Annotated in this window: 22 protein-coding genes; 14 read left to right on the top strand and 8 right to left on the bottom strand. The window is 59.1% G+C overall.

The window, feature by feature from the left end; genetic code table 11:
• The first annotated feature begins 7 nt into the window (after positions 1 to 7).
• The 4 genes from ACR0KS_RS10760 to ACR0KS_RS10745 are packed head-to-tail and all read left to right on the top strand — an operon-like array spanning position 8 to position 2,750.
• Positions 8 to 463 carry a RidA family protein gene (locus ACR0KS_RS10760; RefSeq protein ID WP_170387755.1) on the top strand — a complete coding sequence of 152 codons (456 nt, stop codon included), beginning with the start codon at positions 8 to 10 and terminating at the stop codon, positions 461 to 463.
• Positions 460 to 1,227, top strand: a complete 768-nt coding sequence (locus ACR0KS_RS10755) for a glycerophosphodiester phosphodiesterase family protein (RefSeq protein ID WP_170564061.1) — start codon at positions 460 to 462, stop codon at positions 1,225 to 1,227. Before ACR0KS_RS10760 ends, ACR0KS_RS10755 begins: the two co-directional genes overlap by 4 nt.
• 45 nt (positions 1,228 to 1,272) lie before the next feature.
• On the top strand, positions 1,273 to 2,460 hold the full coding sequence (locus ACR0KS_RS10750) for a GNAT family N-acetyltransferase (protein WP_170564058.1): 1,188 nt from the start codon (positions 1,273 to 1,275) through the stop codon (positions 2,458 to 2,460).
• Entirely contained in the window at positions 2,457 to 2,750 is a 294-nt protein-coding gene (locus ACR0KS_RS10745; protein ID WP_170387748.1) for a 4a-hydroxytetrahydrobiopterin dehydratase, read from the top strand. Before ACR0KS_RS10750 ends, ACR0KS_RS10745 begins: the two co-directional genes overlap by 4 nt.
• On the opposite strand, the gene ACR0KS_RS10740 is transcribed toward ACR0KS_RS10745, so the two are convergent.
• The 4 genes from ACR0KS_RS10740 to ACR0KS_RS10725 all read right to left on the bottom strand — a co-directional run bounded on the left by ACR0KS_RS10740 (position 2,747) and on the right by ACR0KS_RS10725 (position 4,279).
• Positions 2,747 to 3,058, bottom strand: a complete 312-nt coding sequence (locus tag ACR0KS_RS10740) for a hypothetical protein (RefSeq protein ID WP_170483571.1) — start codon at positions 3,056 to 3,058, stop codon at positions 2,747 to 2,749. The two genes, ACR0KS_RS10745 and ACR0KS_RS10740, sit on opposite strands and share 4 nt — an antisense overlap.
• A gap of 28 nt (positions 3,059 to 3,086) precedes the next feature.
• Complete coding sequence (locus ACR0KS_RS10735) at positions 3,087 to 3,434, bottom strand: EF-hand domain-containing protein (protein ID WP_480693200.1); 348 nt, start codon at positions 3,432 to 3,434, stop codon at positions 3,087 to 3,089.
• An 11-nt stretch (positions 3,435 to 3,445) separates the two neighbouring features.
• Positions 3,446 to 3,691: a glycine zipper 2TM domain-containing protein gene (locus tag ACR0KS_RS10730; protein ID WP_170564052.1), complete on the bottom strand. Its 246-nt coding sequence runs from the start codon at positions 3,689 to 3,691 to the stop codon at positions 3,446 to 3,448.
• Between the two features lie 102 nt (positions 3,692 to 3,793).
• Positions 3,794 to 4,279, bottom strand: a complete 486-nt coding sequence (locus ACR0KS_RS10725; RefSeq protein ID WP_170564049.1) for a peroxiredoxin family protein — start codon at positions 4,277 to 4,279, stop codon at positions 3,794 to 3,796.
• A 99-nt stretch (positions 4,280 to 4,378) separates the two neighbouring features.
• Here ACR0KS_RS10725 and ACR0KS_RS10720 point away from each other — a divergent pair, with 99 nt between their 5' ends.
• The 3 genes from ACR0KS_RS10720 (at position 4,379) to ACR0KS_RS10710 (ending at position 6,395) form a co-directional block, all read left to right on the top strand.
• Positions 4,379 to 5,590 carry an FAD-dependent oxidoreductase gene (locus tag ACR0KS_RS10720; protein ID WP_170564046.1) on the top strand — a complete coding sequence of 404 codons (1,212 nt, stop codon included), beginning with the start codon at positions 4,379 to 4,381 and terminating at the stop codon, positions 5,588 to 5,590.
• Positions 5,587 to 6,147 carry a 16S rRNA (guanine(966)-N(2))-methyltransferase RsmD gene (rsmD, locus tag ACR0KS_RS10715; protein WP_170387735.1) on the top strand — a complete coding sequence of 187 codons (561 nt, stop codon included), beginning with the start codon at positions 5,587 to 5,589 and terminating at the stop codon, positions 6,145 to 6,147. The genes ACR0KS_RS10720 and rsmD overlap by 4 nt, the downstream gene beginning before the upstream one ends.
• A 68-nt stretch (positions 6,148 to 6,215) precedes the next feature.
• Positions 6,216 to 6,395, top strand: coding sequence for a hypothetical protein (locus ACR0KS_RS10710; RefSeq protein WP_170483577.1), 180 nt, complete (start codon positions 6,216 to 6,218; stop codon positions 6,393 to 6,395).
• Here ACR0KS_RS10710 and map read toward each other — a convergent pair.
• Positions 6,383 to 7,195: a type I methionyl aminopeptidase gene (map, locus tag ACR0KS_RS10705; protein ID WP_170387731.1), complete on the bottom strand. Its 813-nt coding sequence runs from the start codon at positions 7,193 to 7,195 to the stop codon at positions 6,383 to 6,385. The two genes, ACR0KS_RS10710 and map, sit on opposite strands and share 13 nt — an antisense overlap.
• 215 nt (positions 7,196 to 7,410) lie before the next feature.
• Here map and ACR0KS_RS10700 point away from each other — a divergent pair, with 215 nt between their 5' ends.
• Complete coding sequence (locus ACR0KS_RS10700; protein WP_170564043.1) at positions 7,411 to 8,226, top strand: class I SAM-dependent methyltransferase; 816 nt, start codon at positions 7,411 to 7,413, stop codon at positions 8,224 to 8,226.
• A 26-nt stretch (positions 8,227 to 8,252) separates the two neighbouring features.
• Here the strand turns inward: ACR0KS_RS10700 and sfsA are convergent, their stop codons facing one another.
• The gene (gene sfsA / locus ACR0KS_RS10695; protein WP_170564040.1) at positions 8,253 to 8,963 is read right to left on the bottom strand and encodes a DNA/RNA nuclease SfsA; all 711 of its coding nucleotides are present in this window, start codon (positions 8,961 to 8,963) and stop codon (positions 8,253 to 8,255) included.
• A 51-nt stretch (positions 8,964 to 9,014) separates the two neighbouring features.
• Here sfsA and ACR0KS_RS10690 point away from each other — a divergent pair, with 51 nt between their 5' ends.
• The 4 genes from ACR0KS_RS10690 to ACR0KS_RS10675 are packed head-to-tail and all read left to right on the top strand — an operon-like array spanning position 9,015 to position 11,933.
• The gene (locus ACR0KS_RS10690) at positions 9,015 to 9,737 is read left to right on the top strand and encodes a molybdopterin-binding protein (RefSeq protein WP_170564037.1); all 723 of its coding nucleotides are present in this window, start codon (positions 9,015 to 9,017) and stop codon (positions 9,735 to 9,737) included.
• The gene (locus ACR0KS_RS10685; RefSeq protein WP_170564033.1) at positions 9,734 to 10,462 is read left to right on the top strand and encodes a GNAT family N-acetyltransferase; all 729 of its coding nucleotides are present in this window, start codon (positions 9,734 to 9,736) and stop codon (positions 10,460 to 10,462) included. Before ACR0KS_RS10690 ends, ACR0KS_RS10685 begins: the two co-directional genes overlap by 4 nt.
• Positions 10,459 to 11,031, top strand: a complete 573-nt coding sequence (locus ACR0KS_RS10680; protein WP_170564030.1) for a peroxidase-related enzyme — start codon at positions 10,459 to 10,461, stop codon at positions 11,029 to 11,031. The genes ACR0KS_RS10685 and ACR0KS_RS10680 overlap by 4 nt, the downstream gene beginning before the upstream one ends.
• Entirely contained in the window at positions 11,028 to 11,933 is a 906-nt protein-coding gene (locus tag ACR0KS_RS10675) for an OmpA family protein (protein ID WP_170564027.1), read from the top strand. Before ACR0KS_RS10680 ends, ACR0KS_RS10675 begins: the two co-directional genes overlap by 4 nt.
• 4 nt (positions 11,934 to 11,937) lie before the next feature.
• Here ACR0KS_RS10675 and ACR0KS_RS10670 read toward each other — a convergent pair whose 3' ends face one another.
• Positions 11,938 to 12,900 (bottom strand): sodium-dependent bicarbonate transport family permease, encoded by a 963-nt coding sequence (locus ACR0KS_RS10670; protein WP_170564024.1) that lies wholly within the window; start codon positions 12,898 to 12,900, stop codon positions 11,938 to 11,940.
• A gap of 96 nt (positions 12,901 to 12,996) precedes the next feature.
• On the opposite strand from ACR0KS_RS10670, the gene ACR0KS_RS10665 reads away from it, so the two are divergent.
• Positions 12,997 to 13,914: a hydrogen peroxide-inducible genes activator gene (locus ACR0KS_RS10665; protein ID WP_170564020.1), complete on the top strand. Its 918-nt coding sequence runs from the start codon at positions 12,997 to 12,999 to the stop codon at positions 13,912 to 13,914.
• A gap of 51 nt (positions 13,915 to 13,965) precedes the next feature.
• Here the strand turns inward: ACR0KS_RS10665 and ACR0KS_RS10660 are convergent, their stop codons facing one another.
• A complete protein-coding gene (locus ACR0KS_RS10660; RefSeq protein ID WP_170387716.1) occupies positions 13,966 to 14,871 on the bottom strand; it encodes a LysR family transcriptional regulator in 906 nt (301 codons plus the stop codon).
• 228 nt (positions 14,872 to 15,099) lie between these two features.
• Here ACR0KS_RS10660 and ACR0KS_RS10655 point away from each other — a divergent pair, with 228 nt between their 5' ends.
• Positions 15,100 to 15,540, top strand: coding sequence for a DUF4399 domain-containing protein (locus tag ACR0KS_RS10655; protein ID WP_170564017.1), 441 nt, complete (start codon positions 15,100 to 15,102; stop codon positions 15,538 to 15,540).
• Positions 15,541 to 15,619 lie beyond the last annotated feature (79 nt).

Genomic DNA, 15,619 nt, shown 5'->3' with positions numbered 1-15,619 from the left:
TCATCACATGAGCATCGCAGCAAAACTGGAAAGCCTGGGCGTCACTTTGCCGGACGCGCCTGCTCCGGCCGCGAATTACGTCCCTTTCGTGCGTGTTGGGAACATTGTCTATGTCTCGGGCCAGATTTCCAAGGATGACGACCTGATCACCGGCAAGCTGGGCGATGACATGGAAGTCGAGGCCGGAGCCGCCGCCGCCAAGGTCTGCGCGATCAACCTGCTGGCACAGGTCAAGGCGGCCTGCGGTGGGGATATCGATAAGCTGGTGCGCGTGATCAAGCTGACCGGGTTCGTGAACTCGACCGCTGATTTCACTGCGCAGCCGCAGGTCATCAACGGCGCATCCGATTTTCTGGTCGAGGCGCTGGGCGAAGCGGGCCGTCATTCGCGCTCGGCTGTCAGCGCCGCGTCGCTGCCTCTGGGCGTGGCGGTTGAGATCGAAGGTATCTTCGAGATCGCATGACGCCTGCATTACCAGCCGCTTTCCTGCGGGCTCCGATTGCGCATCGGGCCTTGCATGACATCTCGGACAACCGCCCGGAAAACAGCCGGGCGGCCATTCGTGCGGCGATCCGGGCTGGGTACGGGATTGAGATCGACCTGCAACTGGCCGCAGATGACCGGGCTGTGGTGTTCCACGACTATGACTTGACGCGTTTGACCGGTCAGTCGGGTCCGATCCGGCAGGTTTCGTCGGCTGAGGCCTCGAAGCTGACATTGTTGTTTGGCGATGACGGCATTCCAACACTGGACGAGGTGTTGGACATCGTTTCGGGTCAGGTTCCCCTATTAATCGAGCTCAAGGATCAGGATGGCGCGATGGGTCCTAATATCGGCCCGTTGGAGCATGACACCGTCCGAGCCTTGCAGGGCTATGATGGCCCGGTGGCGCTGATGTCGTTCAACCCCAATTCGGTGGCGGAACTGGCGCGTCTGGCTCCGCGCTTGCCGCGTGGGATCACAACCTGCGCCTATGAGCCGAAGGTCGAGCTGTTACCGCAGGGTGTGTGCGACCATCTGCGTGGCATCCCGGATTTCGACCGGGTCGGAGCCAGCTTTATCAGTCACGAAGCCGCCGACCTCATGCGCCCTCGCGTGGCCGAGCTGAAGGCGAAGGGCGTTCCGATCCTGTGCTGGACCGTCCGCACGCCCGAACAAGAGGCAGAGGCCCGCAAGGTTGCCGATAATGTGACCTTCGAGGGGTATTTGGCCGCCCATCCGGGTTGAACCCAACCCCGTCCGTCACAGATAAAGACCAGACGCGGAGGGCACATGGATCAGGCACAGATCGAGGTTCGGGTACTGAATTCACTCGCGCAGATACCTGCGGCTGAGTGGGACAGTTGTGCCTGCCCCGAAGCCTTGGACGGGGGTCGCCCGTTTGATCCTTTCACCACGCATCGGTTTCTGCTGGCGCTGGAACAAAGCGGTTCGGTCGGGCGTGGCACTGGCTGGCAGCCACAATATCTGACTGCCTATCTGGACGGGATGCTGATCGGGGCGGCACCGATGTATGCCAAGTCGCATTCTCAGGGCGAGTATATTTTCGACCACAACTGGGCGCATGCCTATGAAAACGCAGGCGGGCGCTATTACCCCAAGCTGCAGATCGCGGTGCCCTTTACCCCCGCCACGGGGCGGCGGTTTCTGGTGCGGCCGGGCTATGAGGGCGTCGGTATGTCCGCTTTGGTCCAGGGGGCGGTGCAACTGGCGGCGGACAATCAGGTCTCATCCATCCACGCGACCTTCTGCACCGAAGCGGAGGCCGCTGTGGGCGAAGAAATGGGTCTGATGGTTCGCCATTCCCAGCAGTTCCACTGGTTGAATGACGAATACGGTGACTTTGATGGGTTTCTTGCGGCGCTGTCTTCGCGCAAGCGCAAGAATATCCGCAAGGAACGCGCACAGGCTTGCAGTTTTGGCGGTGAGATTCGCACCTATACCGGCGATGACCTGCGGCCTGAACATTGGGATGCGTTCTGGCGGTTTTATCAGGACACGGGCGCGCGCAAATGGGGAATGCCGTATCTGACGCGGCAATTCTTTGATATTGCGCATGAAACCATGGCCGGTGACATGGCCTTGGTGCTGGCCGAGCGCGACGGATACCCGATTGCCGGAGCGCTGAACTTCATCGGGCGCGAGACTTTGTTTGGCCGCTATTGGGGGTGCGTCGAACACCACGCCTGCCTGCATTTTGAACTGTGCTATTATAGGGCGATCGACTTCGCCATCTCACAGGGCTTGGCGCGGGTCGAAGCCGGTGCGCAGGGGGAACACAAGCTGGCACGCGGCTATCTACCCACGCGCACGCATAGCCTGCATTGGGTGAACGACCCCGGTTTTGCAGATGCGATCAAGAAATATCTGGACGCCGAGGCAGCCGCAGTGGGAGAAGAGATCGAGATTCTAACGGATTACGGTCCGTTCAGAAAATCGAACCCGGAGGAACAGCAATGACCGAACTTTTGTCGACCGAGACCCGCGGCCCCCTTCTGGACCCGCTGTTCAAGAACGGCTGGACCATGGTCAAGGACCGGGATGCGATTACAAAAACCTTCATCTTCGAGGATTTCGTCCACGCGTTCGGCTGGATGACGCAGGTGGCGATTTTTGCTGAAAAGTGGAACCACCACCCTGAATGGTTCAATGTCTACCGCACGGTCGAGGTGACACTTTCAACGCATGACGTCGGCGGTTTGTCGTCGCTTGACGCAAAACTTGCCCGCAAGATGGACAGTCTGGCCTAGCCGCGATCCCCGCGTGAGCCCATGCCTCCGGCAAGGCTGGCGACTTCACCCAGACGCCTGAATTCGGCAGGGGTAATCGTGCCGTCGCTGACATCAATGTTGCCGGGTATTCCGGTTCTTCGGTTCCCGACCATGCGCACGGACCGGGCGGCCGGGTTGATGTCGAGGCAGCGCGACTCATAACAGGTCAGACCGCTGGTGCTGATCTGGATCTGTTGTTGGCCGCCCGGACCTGTGACCACGGGTGCTTGTGGCACATCGCAGGCGGCAAGCACGCCAAGAACGCCCAGAGAAATCCATTTGTTCATTGCACGCTCCTGTCCGGTTCTACGGGTGCTAGTCCAACAGCCCGTTGCCGTCCTGATCCGCGGATGTAAAATCATCATTCATCTGCGCGTCGTATTCTGCACGAGAGATAAGGTTGTCCCGATTGCGGTCAACGCTTTGGAACTGTTTTATGTCCAGAAACGGCTTGGCTTCATTCAGCCCGAGGGTTCCGTTCTTGTCCTCATCCATCGCCTGAAACGCATAGTCGGAAAAGGCGTTGAATTCGTCTTTGGACAGAAATCCGTCATTGTTCGCGTCGATCGCGTTCAGTTGCTGTTCGTGCAGCTCGGCCGCTGTTTCGGCTGAAACTGCCCCGGCCACCAAAATGGTAGCAAGCACCACATATCCAAGTCTCATCTTCGTCCTCCTCAGCATGCGTAAAGCTGACCGCCCCGGCCGCCTGCAACTGCGCCTGCCGCAGTCAGGATGTCGCGGCCCGAACCGCCGCCGAACTGGTTGCCGATGGCTCCTCCGATCAGTGCACCGCCCAGCGTACCGCTGAGACAGGCGATCTCATGCTGTCGGGCCGCTTGCTGCTGTGGAGTGGGGGCAGGCCCGCAGGCCGCCAGAGCGCCTGCCGCGCCGAGCAAGATAGTAAATACCCTTAGTTTCATCACAGAACTCCCTGAACGAATAGGATCAGTATTCGCGCATCAGGGCGTTGCATCAAGTTAAATAGAATTCATGGCCCCGACCGGGGCCGGGGCCATGCTTGCTTAGATCGTCTCGAGCAGACCCTCGCCAGCCGAAATCTCGCATGCGCCGGGGTTTTCTTCGAGGTTCAGGGCGGTAACCTTGCCATCCTCGACCAGCATCGCATAGCGCTTTGAACGCCCGAACAAGCCCACGGGCGGGGCGTTAAAGTCCATTCCGATGGCCTTGGTGAACTCCGATGCAGGATCGGACATCATCGACAACCCGGCGGCCGTCGCACCCGTCGACTCGCCCCATGCCCCCATGACAAACGGGTCGTTGACCGAGATACAGATGATTTCGTCAACGCCCTTGGCATCAAATTGGGTCTTGGTTCGGATAAAGCTTGGCACATGCGCGGTTGTGCAGGTTCCAGTATACGCGCCGGGGACGGCAAAAATTACGACCTTGCGCCCCTTGGTCTTGTCTGAAACCCGCGCTTCTTCGGGGCCATCTGCACCCATCTGGATCAGCGTGGCGTCGGGCAGCATATCACCTGTTGAAATCATTTTTGTGCTCCTGTCGTTTGGATTTGCAGAGTCGGGCTTTGCCGCAATATAGGTGGACGCGTGGAGGAGACCACGGGAATTCGACAGGGTGAGGGGAAGATGAGCCATATTGTCGTAATCGGTGCCGGACAAGCGGGCGCTTCGCTTGTCGCAAAGCTGCGCAAAGACGGGTTCAAAGGTGACATCACCCTGATCGGGGCCGAACCGCATCTGCCCTATCAGCGCCCCCCATTGTCCAAGGCTTATCTGCTTGGCGAGATGGAGTTGGAACGCCTGTTCCTACGCCCCGAGAGCTTTTATGCCGAGAACAACATCGCGCTTCGTCTGGGTCAGCGCGTGACCGGGATCGATCCTCAGGCCAAGACCGTTTCGTTGGGTGATGAGGTCATTTCTTATGACGAACTGGCTTTGACCACCGGGTCCGACCCGCGCCGGTTGCCTGCTGCCATCGGTGGCGATCTGTCTGGTGTGCATGTGGTGCGCGATCTCGCCCATATCGACGAGATGGAGCCGCGCGTGAAAGAGGGTGCCCGCGCGTTGATCGTGGGCGGCGGCTATATTGGGCTTGAGGCCGCAGCGGTCTGCGCCAAGCGCGGGGTCAAGGTGACTCTGGTCGAGATGGCCGACCGCATTCTGCAACGTGTCGCCGCGCCAGAGACCAGCGATTATTTCCGCGCCCTGCACACGCAATACGGGGCGGATATCCGCGAGGGTGTCGGTCTGGATCGTCTGGTGGGCGAGGACGGCAGGGTCACAGGTGCGGTCCTGACGGACGGGACCGAACTAGAGGTTGATTTTGTCGTCGTTGGCGTGGGTATCGCCCCCTCGACCGCTCTCGCGGAATTGGCCGGGCTGGATCTGGACAATGGCATCAAGACCGATGCCCACGGCCGCACCTCGGACCCCTCGATCTGGGCGGCGGGCGATAGCGCGTCATTCCCCCATGACGGGGGACGTATCCGGCTGGAAAGCGTACCCAACGCCATTGATCAGGCCGAGATCGTCGCTCAGAACATGTTGGGCGCGGAAAAGGACTATACCGCGACGCCGTGGTTCTGGTCGGATCAATATGACGTCAAACTACAAATCGCGGGGCTGAACACCGGCTATGATCGCGTTGTGACGCGGCAGGGTGAGGGCGCAACCGTGTCGTTCTGGTACTACAAAGGCGATCAGTTGATCGCTGTGGACGCGATGAACGACCCGCGCGCCTATATGGTCGGCAAACGCCTGATCGACGCAGGCAAAACCGCCGATCCCGCCGTGGTTGCCGACCCCGAAGCGGACCTTAAGCCGCTGCTCAAGGCGTGAGGATCATCGCCGGAGAATTCCGGGGCCGCGCATTGGCCTCGGTCGGCAAGGGGGACGCGGGCGCACATCTGCGGCCCACAACGGATCGCGTCCGCGAAAGCCTGTTCAACGTGTTGACCCATCAGATCGACTTTGACGGTCTGCGCGTGCTGGACCTGTTCGCGGGCACAGGTGCGCTGGGGCTTGAGGCGCTGTCGCGCGGCGCGAGCCATGTGACCTTCGTGGATGACGGGCGCGTGGCGCAGGGGTTGATCCGCAAGAATATCGACCTGACCCGTAGCTCTGGCCAGACCCACCTGATCCGCCGCGACGCGACCCGGTTGGGCGAAAACCCAGACGCGCCCTATGACCTGATTTTCCTGGACCCTCCTTACGGGAAATCCATGGGCCAGAAGGCTCTGGCCGCTTTGTCCGGCGGATGGATATCCGAAGGCGCGCTGATCGTGTGGGAAGAAAACGCCCCGATGCAGCCGCCCGAGGGGTTTTCACTGCAGGACAGCCGCAAATATGGGGATACGCATATCACGTTGATGTGGAAGGGTGCCTCGGACGCATGAGGCCGGGCTTTCCTGCGTGCCGCGTCCAGGTCTTTGGGGAAGTTGACCGAATGTGGTAGGCTGCCTTCATGGACCGCGCATTGACCCCTTCGATCTGGGCATCGTCACAGGTGGCCGCAGCCGATACCGGCCCCGAGCGCACACCGATGCGCGCGCCTATCTTCATCCACGACGCGGTGACGCCGTGGGGGGCTGAAACACTGCTGTTGAAGCTCTTGCGGGATCAGGCCGCCGATCAGGACGAATAGGTCGGATGGTACTTGTTGCCCGGTGATAGGGTAAAGATGTCTACCCCATCTGCCGTAACGCCAACCGAATGTTCAAACTGTGCGGATAGGGACTTGTCCCGTGTCACAGCTGTCCAGTCATCGGACAGGGTTTTGGTTTCAGGCCGCCCCAGATTCACCATCGGCTCGATCGTGAAGAACATGCCTTCTTCCAGAACCGCCCCGGTTCCCGGACGACCATAGTGCAGGACGTTGGGCGGCGCGTGGAACACCCGACCCAGTCCATGGCCGCAGAAGTCGCGCACAACGCTCATGCGATGCGCTTCGACATACGCCTGAATCGCGTGGCCGATATCGCCGAACGTGTTGCCCGGCTTGACCATCTCAATCCCCTTGAACAAGGCATCGTGTGTCACCTGGATCAGGCGTTCCGCCTTGCGGGGCAGTTTGCCCGCCACATACATGCGCGACGTGTCGCCGAACCAGCCGTCGACGATGACGGTGACGTCGATATTCAGGATATCGCCATCCTTCAGCCGCTTGTCGCCGGGAATGCCGTGGCAAACCACATGATTGACGCTGATGCAGCTTGCGTGCTGATAGCCCTTGTAACCGATGGTTGCCGATGTCGCGCCTGCGTCCTCGACCATCTGGGTGATCATGCCATCTATCGCGCCGGTGGTTTGACCGGGAAAGACATGCTCTGCAATGTCATCCAGAATCCGCGCAGCCAACGCCCCTGCCGCGTGCATGCCGGCAAAGTCGCCCTGTTCATAGATGCGGATACCGTCCTTTGTCAGACGGCCACGATGTTCCTTCATCGGTGCGAGGCTCCAAATGTTTCGCGCGGCATTTCTTTTACGCTGCTTGTGCAGAAAGTACCAGAGGGCGATGGGTCGCGGGCTTTTTCAACCGTTCAAATGGTTCTGACAGGGCAAAGTTCAAGGCCGGACGCGGCCTGCTGTGTTCGCATAAACTCGGAAACTGGGTTAAAGTGGCGACTTTCAACGGGTTGCGAACACTTGGGAGGGTGGTCATGTCAGGTAATTCGGCAGAATTTGTTGGTGAAATTCCGGCCCATTACGATCAAGGGCTGGGTCCGAATATATTCGTGGATTATGCAGATAAGATTGCAGCGCTGTGCGGCGGGCTGGACGCACGGCAGGTACTTGAACTTGCTGCGGGGACAGGGATTGTCAGCCGTAAATTGCGGGATCAGTTGCACCCGCAGACCTCGCTGGTTGTTACTGATCTGAACGCTCCGATGCTGGAAATAGCCAAAGGCAAGTTTTCAGACCGGGACAATGTTGAGTTTTCTGTCGCCAACGCAATGGAGTTGCCATTTGACGACAATTCATTCGACCTGATGGTCTGTCAGTTCGGCGTGATGTTCTTTCCGGACAAAACCGAGTCTTACCGTGAAGCGGCGCGTGTCCTGCGACCCGGCGGCCGTTATGTCTTTAACGTCTGGAACTCTATGGCAGAGAACCCTTTCTCAGAGACGGCGCACAATGCGGCGGCGCGGTTCTTCCCCGATGATCCGCCGGGATTTTACAAGGTTCCGTTTCACTATGGCGACCCGGAAGCTGTCCTTGAGGATTTGCGGGAAGCAGGATGGAGGGACGTCACTCATGAAACCATCAGGATCAACAAACCGATCATTGATCCCGAGAGGTTTGCCACTGCCCTGATTTACGGGAACCCGATGATTGACGAAATCAGGGCGCGCGGGGGTGTCGACCCGGACGAGGTTGTGACCGAAATGCTGTCGGCGCTTCGGTCGCAATTTGAGGCCAGCGATATGACGATGCCGCTTGCGTCCACCACCTTTGTATGCCGCGCGCCAAGTTGAACACAGCAGAGCTTTGGGTCAGTCAGCTAACCTTGTTCATAGTTGAATCGCTTCGTATCCACCCAAACGCCTTCGGATGAAATCCGGGTGCCGATGACAAGGCGCTCAACCCCTTGCGCTTGTGCAGTCTTGAAGGCGTCGGCATAAGCCGGGTCGATATCTGCAGCCAATGCAAACCGGTCACAATCCGTGCGCTGCACGAGATACAGCATGATCGCCCGGTGGCCCTGTGCCGCCATCGCCGATAGTTCGCCCAGATGTTTGGTGCCGCGTGCGGTGACGCTGTCGGGGAACTCGGTCAGACCCGGCTGGCGTGACAGGGTCACGCTTTTGACCTCGACATAGGCATCCGGCAGGCCGGGTTGGGTCAGCAGAAAGTCGATGCGGCTGTTTTCGCCGTATTTCACCTCGGGCCGGATGGTTTCATAGGCGGCCAGTTCAGGGATTTCACGCGCCAGCAGTGCCGCGCGTAGGGCTTTGTTGGGAACCGAAGTATCGACCCCTGTAAAGTGACCGTTCTCGTGATCTACAAGCCGCCAACCGTATTTCAGCTTTTTCTTCGGATCATCGTTGGGCTCCAGCCAGATTTTCTGCTCTGGTTCCGCCAGCCCCATCATTGACCCCGGATTGGCGCAATGGGCTGTGACCTCGCGCCCGTCCTCCAGCCTGCAATCGGCCAGAAAGCGTTTGTATCGGCGGATCAGGCGGGCGGGGACAAGAGGGGTTTCAAATCGCATGGCCAACGGCCTATACCTGCCTCAAGGGTCGATCAAGAGGGGGCACGCGCCATGGCCAATCCAACCGCTGCAATGCTTGTGATCGGGGATGAAATTCTCTCAGGGCGCACCCGGGACGCCAATATGCACTACCTTGCCGGAGAATTGACGAAACTGGGCATCGACCTCAAGGAAGTTCGTATCGTCAGCGACGATGCTACCGCGATCGAGTCTGCGGTCAAGGCGTTGTCAGGGGCCCATGATCACGTCTTTACAAGCGGTGGCATCGGTCCGACCCATGATGACATCACGGCGGACTGCATCGCAGCAGCTTTCGGGGCGTCAATCGACGTGCGTGCCGATGCCCGCGCCCTGCTAGAGACGCATTACAAGAACTCGGGTCTGGAACTGAACCAAGCCCGCTTGCGCATGGCCCGTATCCCGGACGGGGCAGAGCTGATCGACAATCCGGTTTCGACCGCGCCGGGTTTTACGCTTGAGAACGTGCATGTCATGGCCGGGGTGCCGACGGTTTTCCAGGCTATGGTTGCAAGCGTTCTGCACGGCCTGAGCGGAGGCAGACCGCTATTGTCTCAAACCTTGCGGGTAGACCGGGGCGAAGGGGATATCGCCGGAACATTATCCGTGTTGGCCGATGACTTCCCGGACCTCTCCATTGGCAGCTATCCGTTTCAGGTCAACGGCGTTTTCGGGTCAAACGTCGTCATTCGCGGAACCGACGGTGCGCGGGTTGACGCGGCCACAATCCGACTGGCGAAAGAGCTGGACCTGTGACCCCGAGCTGGGCGGATGTTGTCGATGGCACATGGCCTGCCGCGCGTTATGATCGGCGGGGTCCATTCCGGCTGCGGCAAGGATTGGGCGGGGGATCTCGCGTATCGGCCGCAAGCGCCCTGGGTGCAGCGAGCGAGACTGAGATCGACGCCGCCGAAGCCGCGATGCGGTCCATGGGGCAAAAGCGGATTTTCTGTATTTGGCCGGGCGACGAGGCGCTGAATCATCAGCTTGCCGACCGTGGATACGACATACTTGATCCGGTCAACATCTATTCCTGCCCGGTCGAGCATCTGACAGATATTCCAATCCCCCGCGTCACGGCTTTTGCCATCTGGGATCCGTTGGCAATCATGAACGAAATCTGGGCCAAGGGAGGCATCGGACCCGACCGTCTGGCCGTGATGGATCGCGCGCCGGGGCCGAAAACCGGACTTTTGCTGCGCCGCGCGGATCAGCCTGCGGGTACTGCCTTTGTCGCGGTGCATGGCTCGATTGCCATGTTGCACGCGTTGGAGATTTTGCCGTCGCACCGTCGTCACGGCTTGGGTCGGTGGGCGATGCGCGCTGCGGCGTTCTGGGCGCAGGAGCAAGGCGTTGAAACGCTTAGCGTGATCTGTACCAAGGCCAATGATGGGGCCAATGGTCTCTATCATGCGCTCGGGATGGAGATCGTCGGAGAATACCATTACCGTCAGCTTACCCAAGGAGAGAGCCCGACGTGACCGATCAAACACTACCAACCGCGCTGAACCTGCCGATGGCCGACCCGCTGCCGCCTGAAACCCAAAAATACTTTGATATCTGCGTCGAAAAGCTGGGTTTCGTGCCCAATGTGCTGAAGGCGTATGCCTTCGATATCGACAAGCTGAACGGCTTTACAGGGATGTATAACGACCTGATGCTGGGCGACAGCGGTCTGTCCAAGCTGGAACGTGAAATGATCGCCGTTGTGGTCTCGGCCATCAATAAGTGCTTTTACTGTCTTGTGGCCCATGGTGCGGCGGTCCGGCAACTATCGGGCGATCCGAAGTTGGGTGAAATGTTGGTGATGAACTACCGTGTCGCCCCTTTGGATGCGCGTCAGCGCACGATGCTGGACTTTGCGGCAAAGATGACGACTGCCAGTACCGAGATCGAAGAACCTGATCGTCAGCGCTTGCGCGACGAGGGTTTTTCGGATCGTGATATCTGGGACATCGCCAATGTGACCGGCTTTTTCAACATGTCGAACCGGGTTGCCAGCGCCACCGCGATGGCCCCCAATGATGAGTATCACGCGCAGGCCCGATGATCCGAAACCTCACCCTCATACTGGCCCTGTTTTGGGTCGGGCCGGTTGCCGCGCAAGACCTGACACTGCCCTCTGGTGCGCGTCAGGTCAGTGACCGGACCAGTGCCTTGGACAGCTATGACATGCCGACCGGGGTTTTTACCGATGGCTCTGTGCCTGCCCGAACGGTCGAGGGCCGGGTCGAGCGTTTGACGTGGCGCTTGCAGGCGGGGTCCAGCACGACGCTGCAGTTGCTCGAGCCGCTGCGGGATCAGATTCAGGCGCAAGGGTTCGACGTGCTGTTTGAATGCGAGGCGCGCACTTGCGGCGGCTTTGACTTTCGTTTTGGAACCGAGGTCGTGCCGACGCCCGACATGTATGTGGCCATTCAGGATTATCGCTTTCTGTCCGCCACCCGCGGGGACGAGGCGCTGAGTCTTCTGGTCAGTCGCAACCCGCCAGATGGCTATGTTCAGATGATCCGCGTGACACCTGCGGATGCCGAAGCCCCTCCGCCGCTTGTCATCGAAGAGACGGTGGAGCAGTCGCAGGGGCTGCTGGCTGATCTCGAACAGAACGGCCATGTCATTCTGGACGATCTGCATTTTCGCACCGGTGAGATCACTCTGGGCGACGGCCCGTTTGCGTCGCTTGCCCTGATCGCTGCGTACCTGAAAGAAAACCCGGACGTGCGGATGGCGCTTGTTGGCAACACAGATGACACTGGCACGCTCGAGGCCAATATCTCGGTCAGCACGGGCCGGGCGCAGGCGGTTCGCGTCCGTTTGATTGAAAAATACGGTGTCGTGGCAGACCGGCTTGAGGCGCGCGGGATCGGTTATCTTGCCCCGTTGACCTCAAACGCCACGCCCGAGGGCAGGGACCTGAACCGCCGGGTCGAGGCGATTTTGCTGGTCAACTGATCCGTCACATCACCCACCACAGGTAAAGCGGCAGACCAACCGTGATGTTGAACGGGAACGAAACGCCCAGTGACAGGGTCAGGTAAATCCCGGACTCGGCCTTGGGCAGCGCGATCTTCATTGCCGCTGGCACCGCGATGTAAGAGGCCGACGCAGACAGCACCATCAGCAGGAACAGGCTGCCTTCGGACAGGCCGATCATTGCACCGACGACCCAGGCCATCATCGCTCCGATCAGGGGCATCAGCACGCCAAAGCCAAACAGCCCCACCGACAGTTTATCGCGGTTACTCAGCAGGCTCCGCCCGGCTGAAAGGCCCATGTCCAGAAGAAACAGGCAGAGGATTCCGGTAAAGGGCGTCACAATGAACGGCGCGATCATTTGCATGCCTTCACCGCCCGTGATGGCTCCGATGAGGAAGGCGCCGGTCAGCAGAACAATGGACCCGTTCGCCAGAAGATCACGCCAAAGCCCCTCATCCTTGATGCCATTGCCATTTGATCTGTGGGCAAGCCACAGCGCAGACAGGATGGCGGGCACCTCCATCGCTGCGGCGACAGCGACCATGAACCCATCATGGCTGAGGCCGACAAGGTCCAGCAGGCTTGTGGCGGTCACGAAGGTAACGATCGAAATCGACCCATAGTGCCCGGCGACCGCCGCCGCGTTCAGCGGGTCCAGCCGGGTCATGATCCGCAGCAACCCGAAGGCAACGAACGGAATGGCGAAGGACAGTGCCACACCACCCAGCAGGGTTAGAAACAAGTCCAGGTGGATGCCATGTTCGGCCAGATTGCTGCCGCCTTTGAACCCGATGGCCAGCAGCAGATACAGAGACATGAACTTGGCCGCGCCCGTGGGAATCGAAAGATCGCTGCGCACAAAGGCAGCCAGCAATCCCAGCGCGAAGAAAAGGATCGTAGGCACCAGCAAATTGCTGGACAGTGTTTCGATTACGCTGGGCATTTGCGGCTCCTGTCCCGGTTTTTGGGCTAGGTGCCTTGCCGAATTGCATTATCCCAATATTATCTTTCTAAATTTAACATAGTTTAAGGCTATGAAATGCGCCCGACCTTGCGTCAACTTGAATACATAGTCACCGTCAGTCGCCTTGGCCGGTTCGGGCTTGCGGCGGACGTGCTGAATGTCAGTCAGCCCAGCCTTTCGGCGCAGATATCGGCTGTAGAACAGGAGCTTGGCCTGCGCATCTTTGAACGCAATCGAGGCGGTGTTTACGCAACAGCCAAAGGAGAGGAGTTCATTTCACGCGCTCAAAAAATATTGGCCGAGGTTCAGGACCTACGCCACGCCGTGACCAGCGACGCGCCGGTGGGCGGACGTTTGAGACTGGGTGTGCTGCCGTCAATCGGTCCATATCTGTTGCCGCAGGCCATCAAGAAAATCCATCAGGAGCGTCCGGGCTTGCGTATCGTAGTGCGTGAGGAAAACACGCGTGACCTTGAGCAAGGACTCAAATCAGGGCGCTTTGACCTGATTATCTCAACCCCCGAGGATCATCCGAATACGATGCAGCAGCGTCTGTTCAATGAAACCTTGTGGATCGGCGTGGCCGTTGACGACATGCTGGCGCGGGATTTGCACGGCGTCACCGCCGAAGACCTGCGCGACCGCTTGATTCTGACGCTGGATCAAAGCCATCGCCTGTCCCGGATCGTGTACGCTCTGGCTGCCGAATGTGGTGGGGTCGTGTCGGATGAATATGAAGGAACGACGCTGGATTCGATCGTTCTGATGGCGGCTTCGGGGGTTGGCGTTGCCGTTTTGCCCGACTTGTACGCGCGTCGGCAGGGGATCTACCGCGATGAGGTTCGGTTGCGCCCCTTGGCCATTCCCAATGCCAACCGCGATATCGCGTTGTTGGCGCGCCGTGGGGAAGATGATCTGCAGGGCCGAAATATTCTGACGCAATCTCTGCGCAAAGTTGCACGGGATATGGGTTTGACGGTGCCGTTTGAATAAAAAAAGACCCGCACAGGAAGCGCGGGTCGTACAGTCTTCACCGGGGAGAAATTACCAATCCATCGGACCCTTGTCGTTAAAGGACTCGACCAGAAAATCAATGAATGCTCGTACTTTGGGCTGCGTGAAACGGCCTGGAGGGTAGACAGCATAGACGCCTTGAACCTCGTCGGGTAGTGACGGCATCGCGTCCATAACCCGACCTGTTTTCAGCGCGTCGGCATAAAGATAGCTGGGCAGATGGGCGATCCCAAGGCCCGAGATCGCCGCGTTCAGCAGGGATTGACCGTCGTTGACGCTCAACCAACCTGCGGTGCGGACCTGACGTTTTTCACCCGAAGGCGCGGTCAGCTTCCACACGTTGCCCGACGACTGGCTGGAATAGTGCAACAGCTTGTGTTCGTTCAGATCGTCGATCTTCTGCGGGCGTCCGTATTTCTCGATATAGCTTGGGGCGGCGACCATGCGTTTCACGGTTTCGGTCAGCTTGCGGGCGCGCAAGGTGCTGTCTTCCAGCTCACCGATTCGTACAGCCACATCAAAGCCTTCCGAGATCAGCTCTACATACCGGTTGTTCAGAACCATGTTCACCGTGATATCCGGGTAAGCCGCCAGAAACCCTGACAAAACCGGCGACAGGTGATTCACGCCGAAATCTGTCGCGACGCTGATTCTAAGTAGCCCGGATGGTGCGGATTGCATCGAGGTCACCAAGGCGTCGGCTTCGCCCGCGTCATTCAGAACGCGACGTGCCCGGTCATAGTAGGCGAGGCCGATTTCTGTCGGCGAAACACGGCGTGTCGTGCGGTTTAACAGGCGAGCGCCCAGGCGGGCTTCCAGGCTCGATACGTGCTTTGACACGGCCGACTTGGAGATGCCCATTTTCTTGGCCGCATCCGTGAAGCCACCCTGGTCCACCACATTGGCAAAGGCTTCCATTTCGGTCAGTCTGTCCATACTCGTTCCCCAGGTCTTGGTTCGTTGACCGATCTTGCTGGCCAATCTGGGCGGAAACTGGGCAGACATGGGATAATATCAGGGATTTAATTCGGATCGTTTGCGTATAGGAAACGCGGAAACGGTGGTTTCTTAATTCGCCACAAACTCAATACATGTAGGGTTTTAGTAGATTTTGCGTGAATATGTTAGGATGAGAATGGCAAATTTGTGACCACGGAGGAGATCATGAAAGCCTTTTTCGCCATCGTCGCTCTGACCCTTTCAGCCACGTTTGTTCAGGCCGGGGGTGAGACGCCTTCCAACCCGGATGCCACGGTCTATTTCGTGAATTTGTCGGATGGAGATACCGTAAACTCACCCGTAACGATCGTGTTCGGCCTAAGCGGAATGGGCGTCGCCCCGGCCGGTACAGAGAAAGAAAACACGGGCCACCACCACCTTCTGATCGACCGTCCGCCGCTGGGCGAGGGGGAAGATGGCGCGGATGAGTTGGCCTATGGTCTGCCTGCCGATGACAACCACATCCATTTCGGCGGTGGACAAACCGAAGTGACACTGGACCTTGCCGCGGGTGAGCATACGCTGCAACTGGTGCTTGGCGATGTCGGGCATGTGCCGCACGCCACGCCGATTGTGTCAGATGTGATTACGATCACGGTCGAGTAGGAGGCGCGCGCACTCCGCCTTGCTTGATCAGATCGCGAAGGGTCGCTCTGCACCTCTGCCATTAGCAGAAGAACATTAG

The sequence above is a fragment of the Ruegeria sp. BC7 genome, from assembly GCF_056539165.1.
This window is presented reverse-complemented; position numbering and strand designations above follow the sequence as displayed.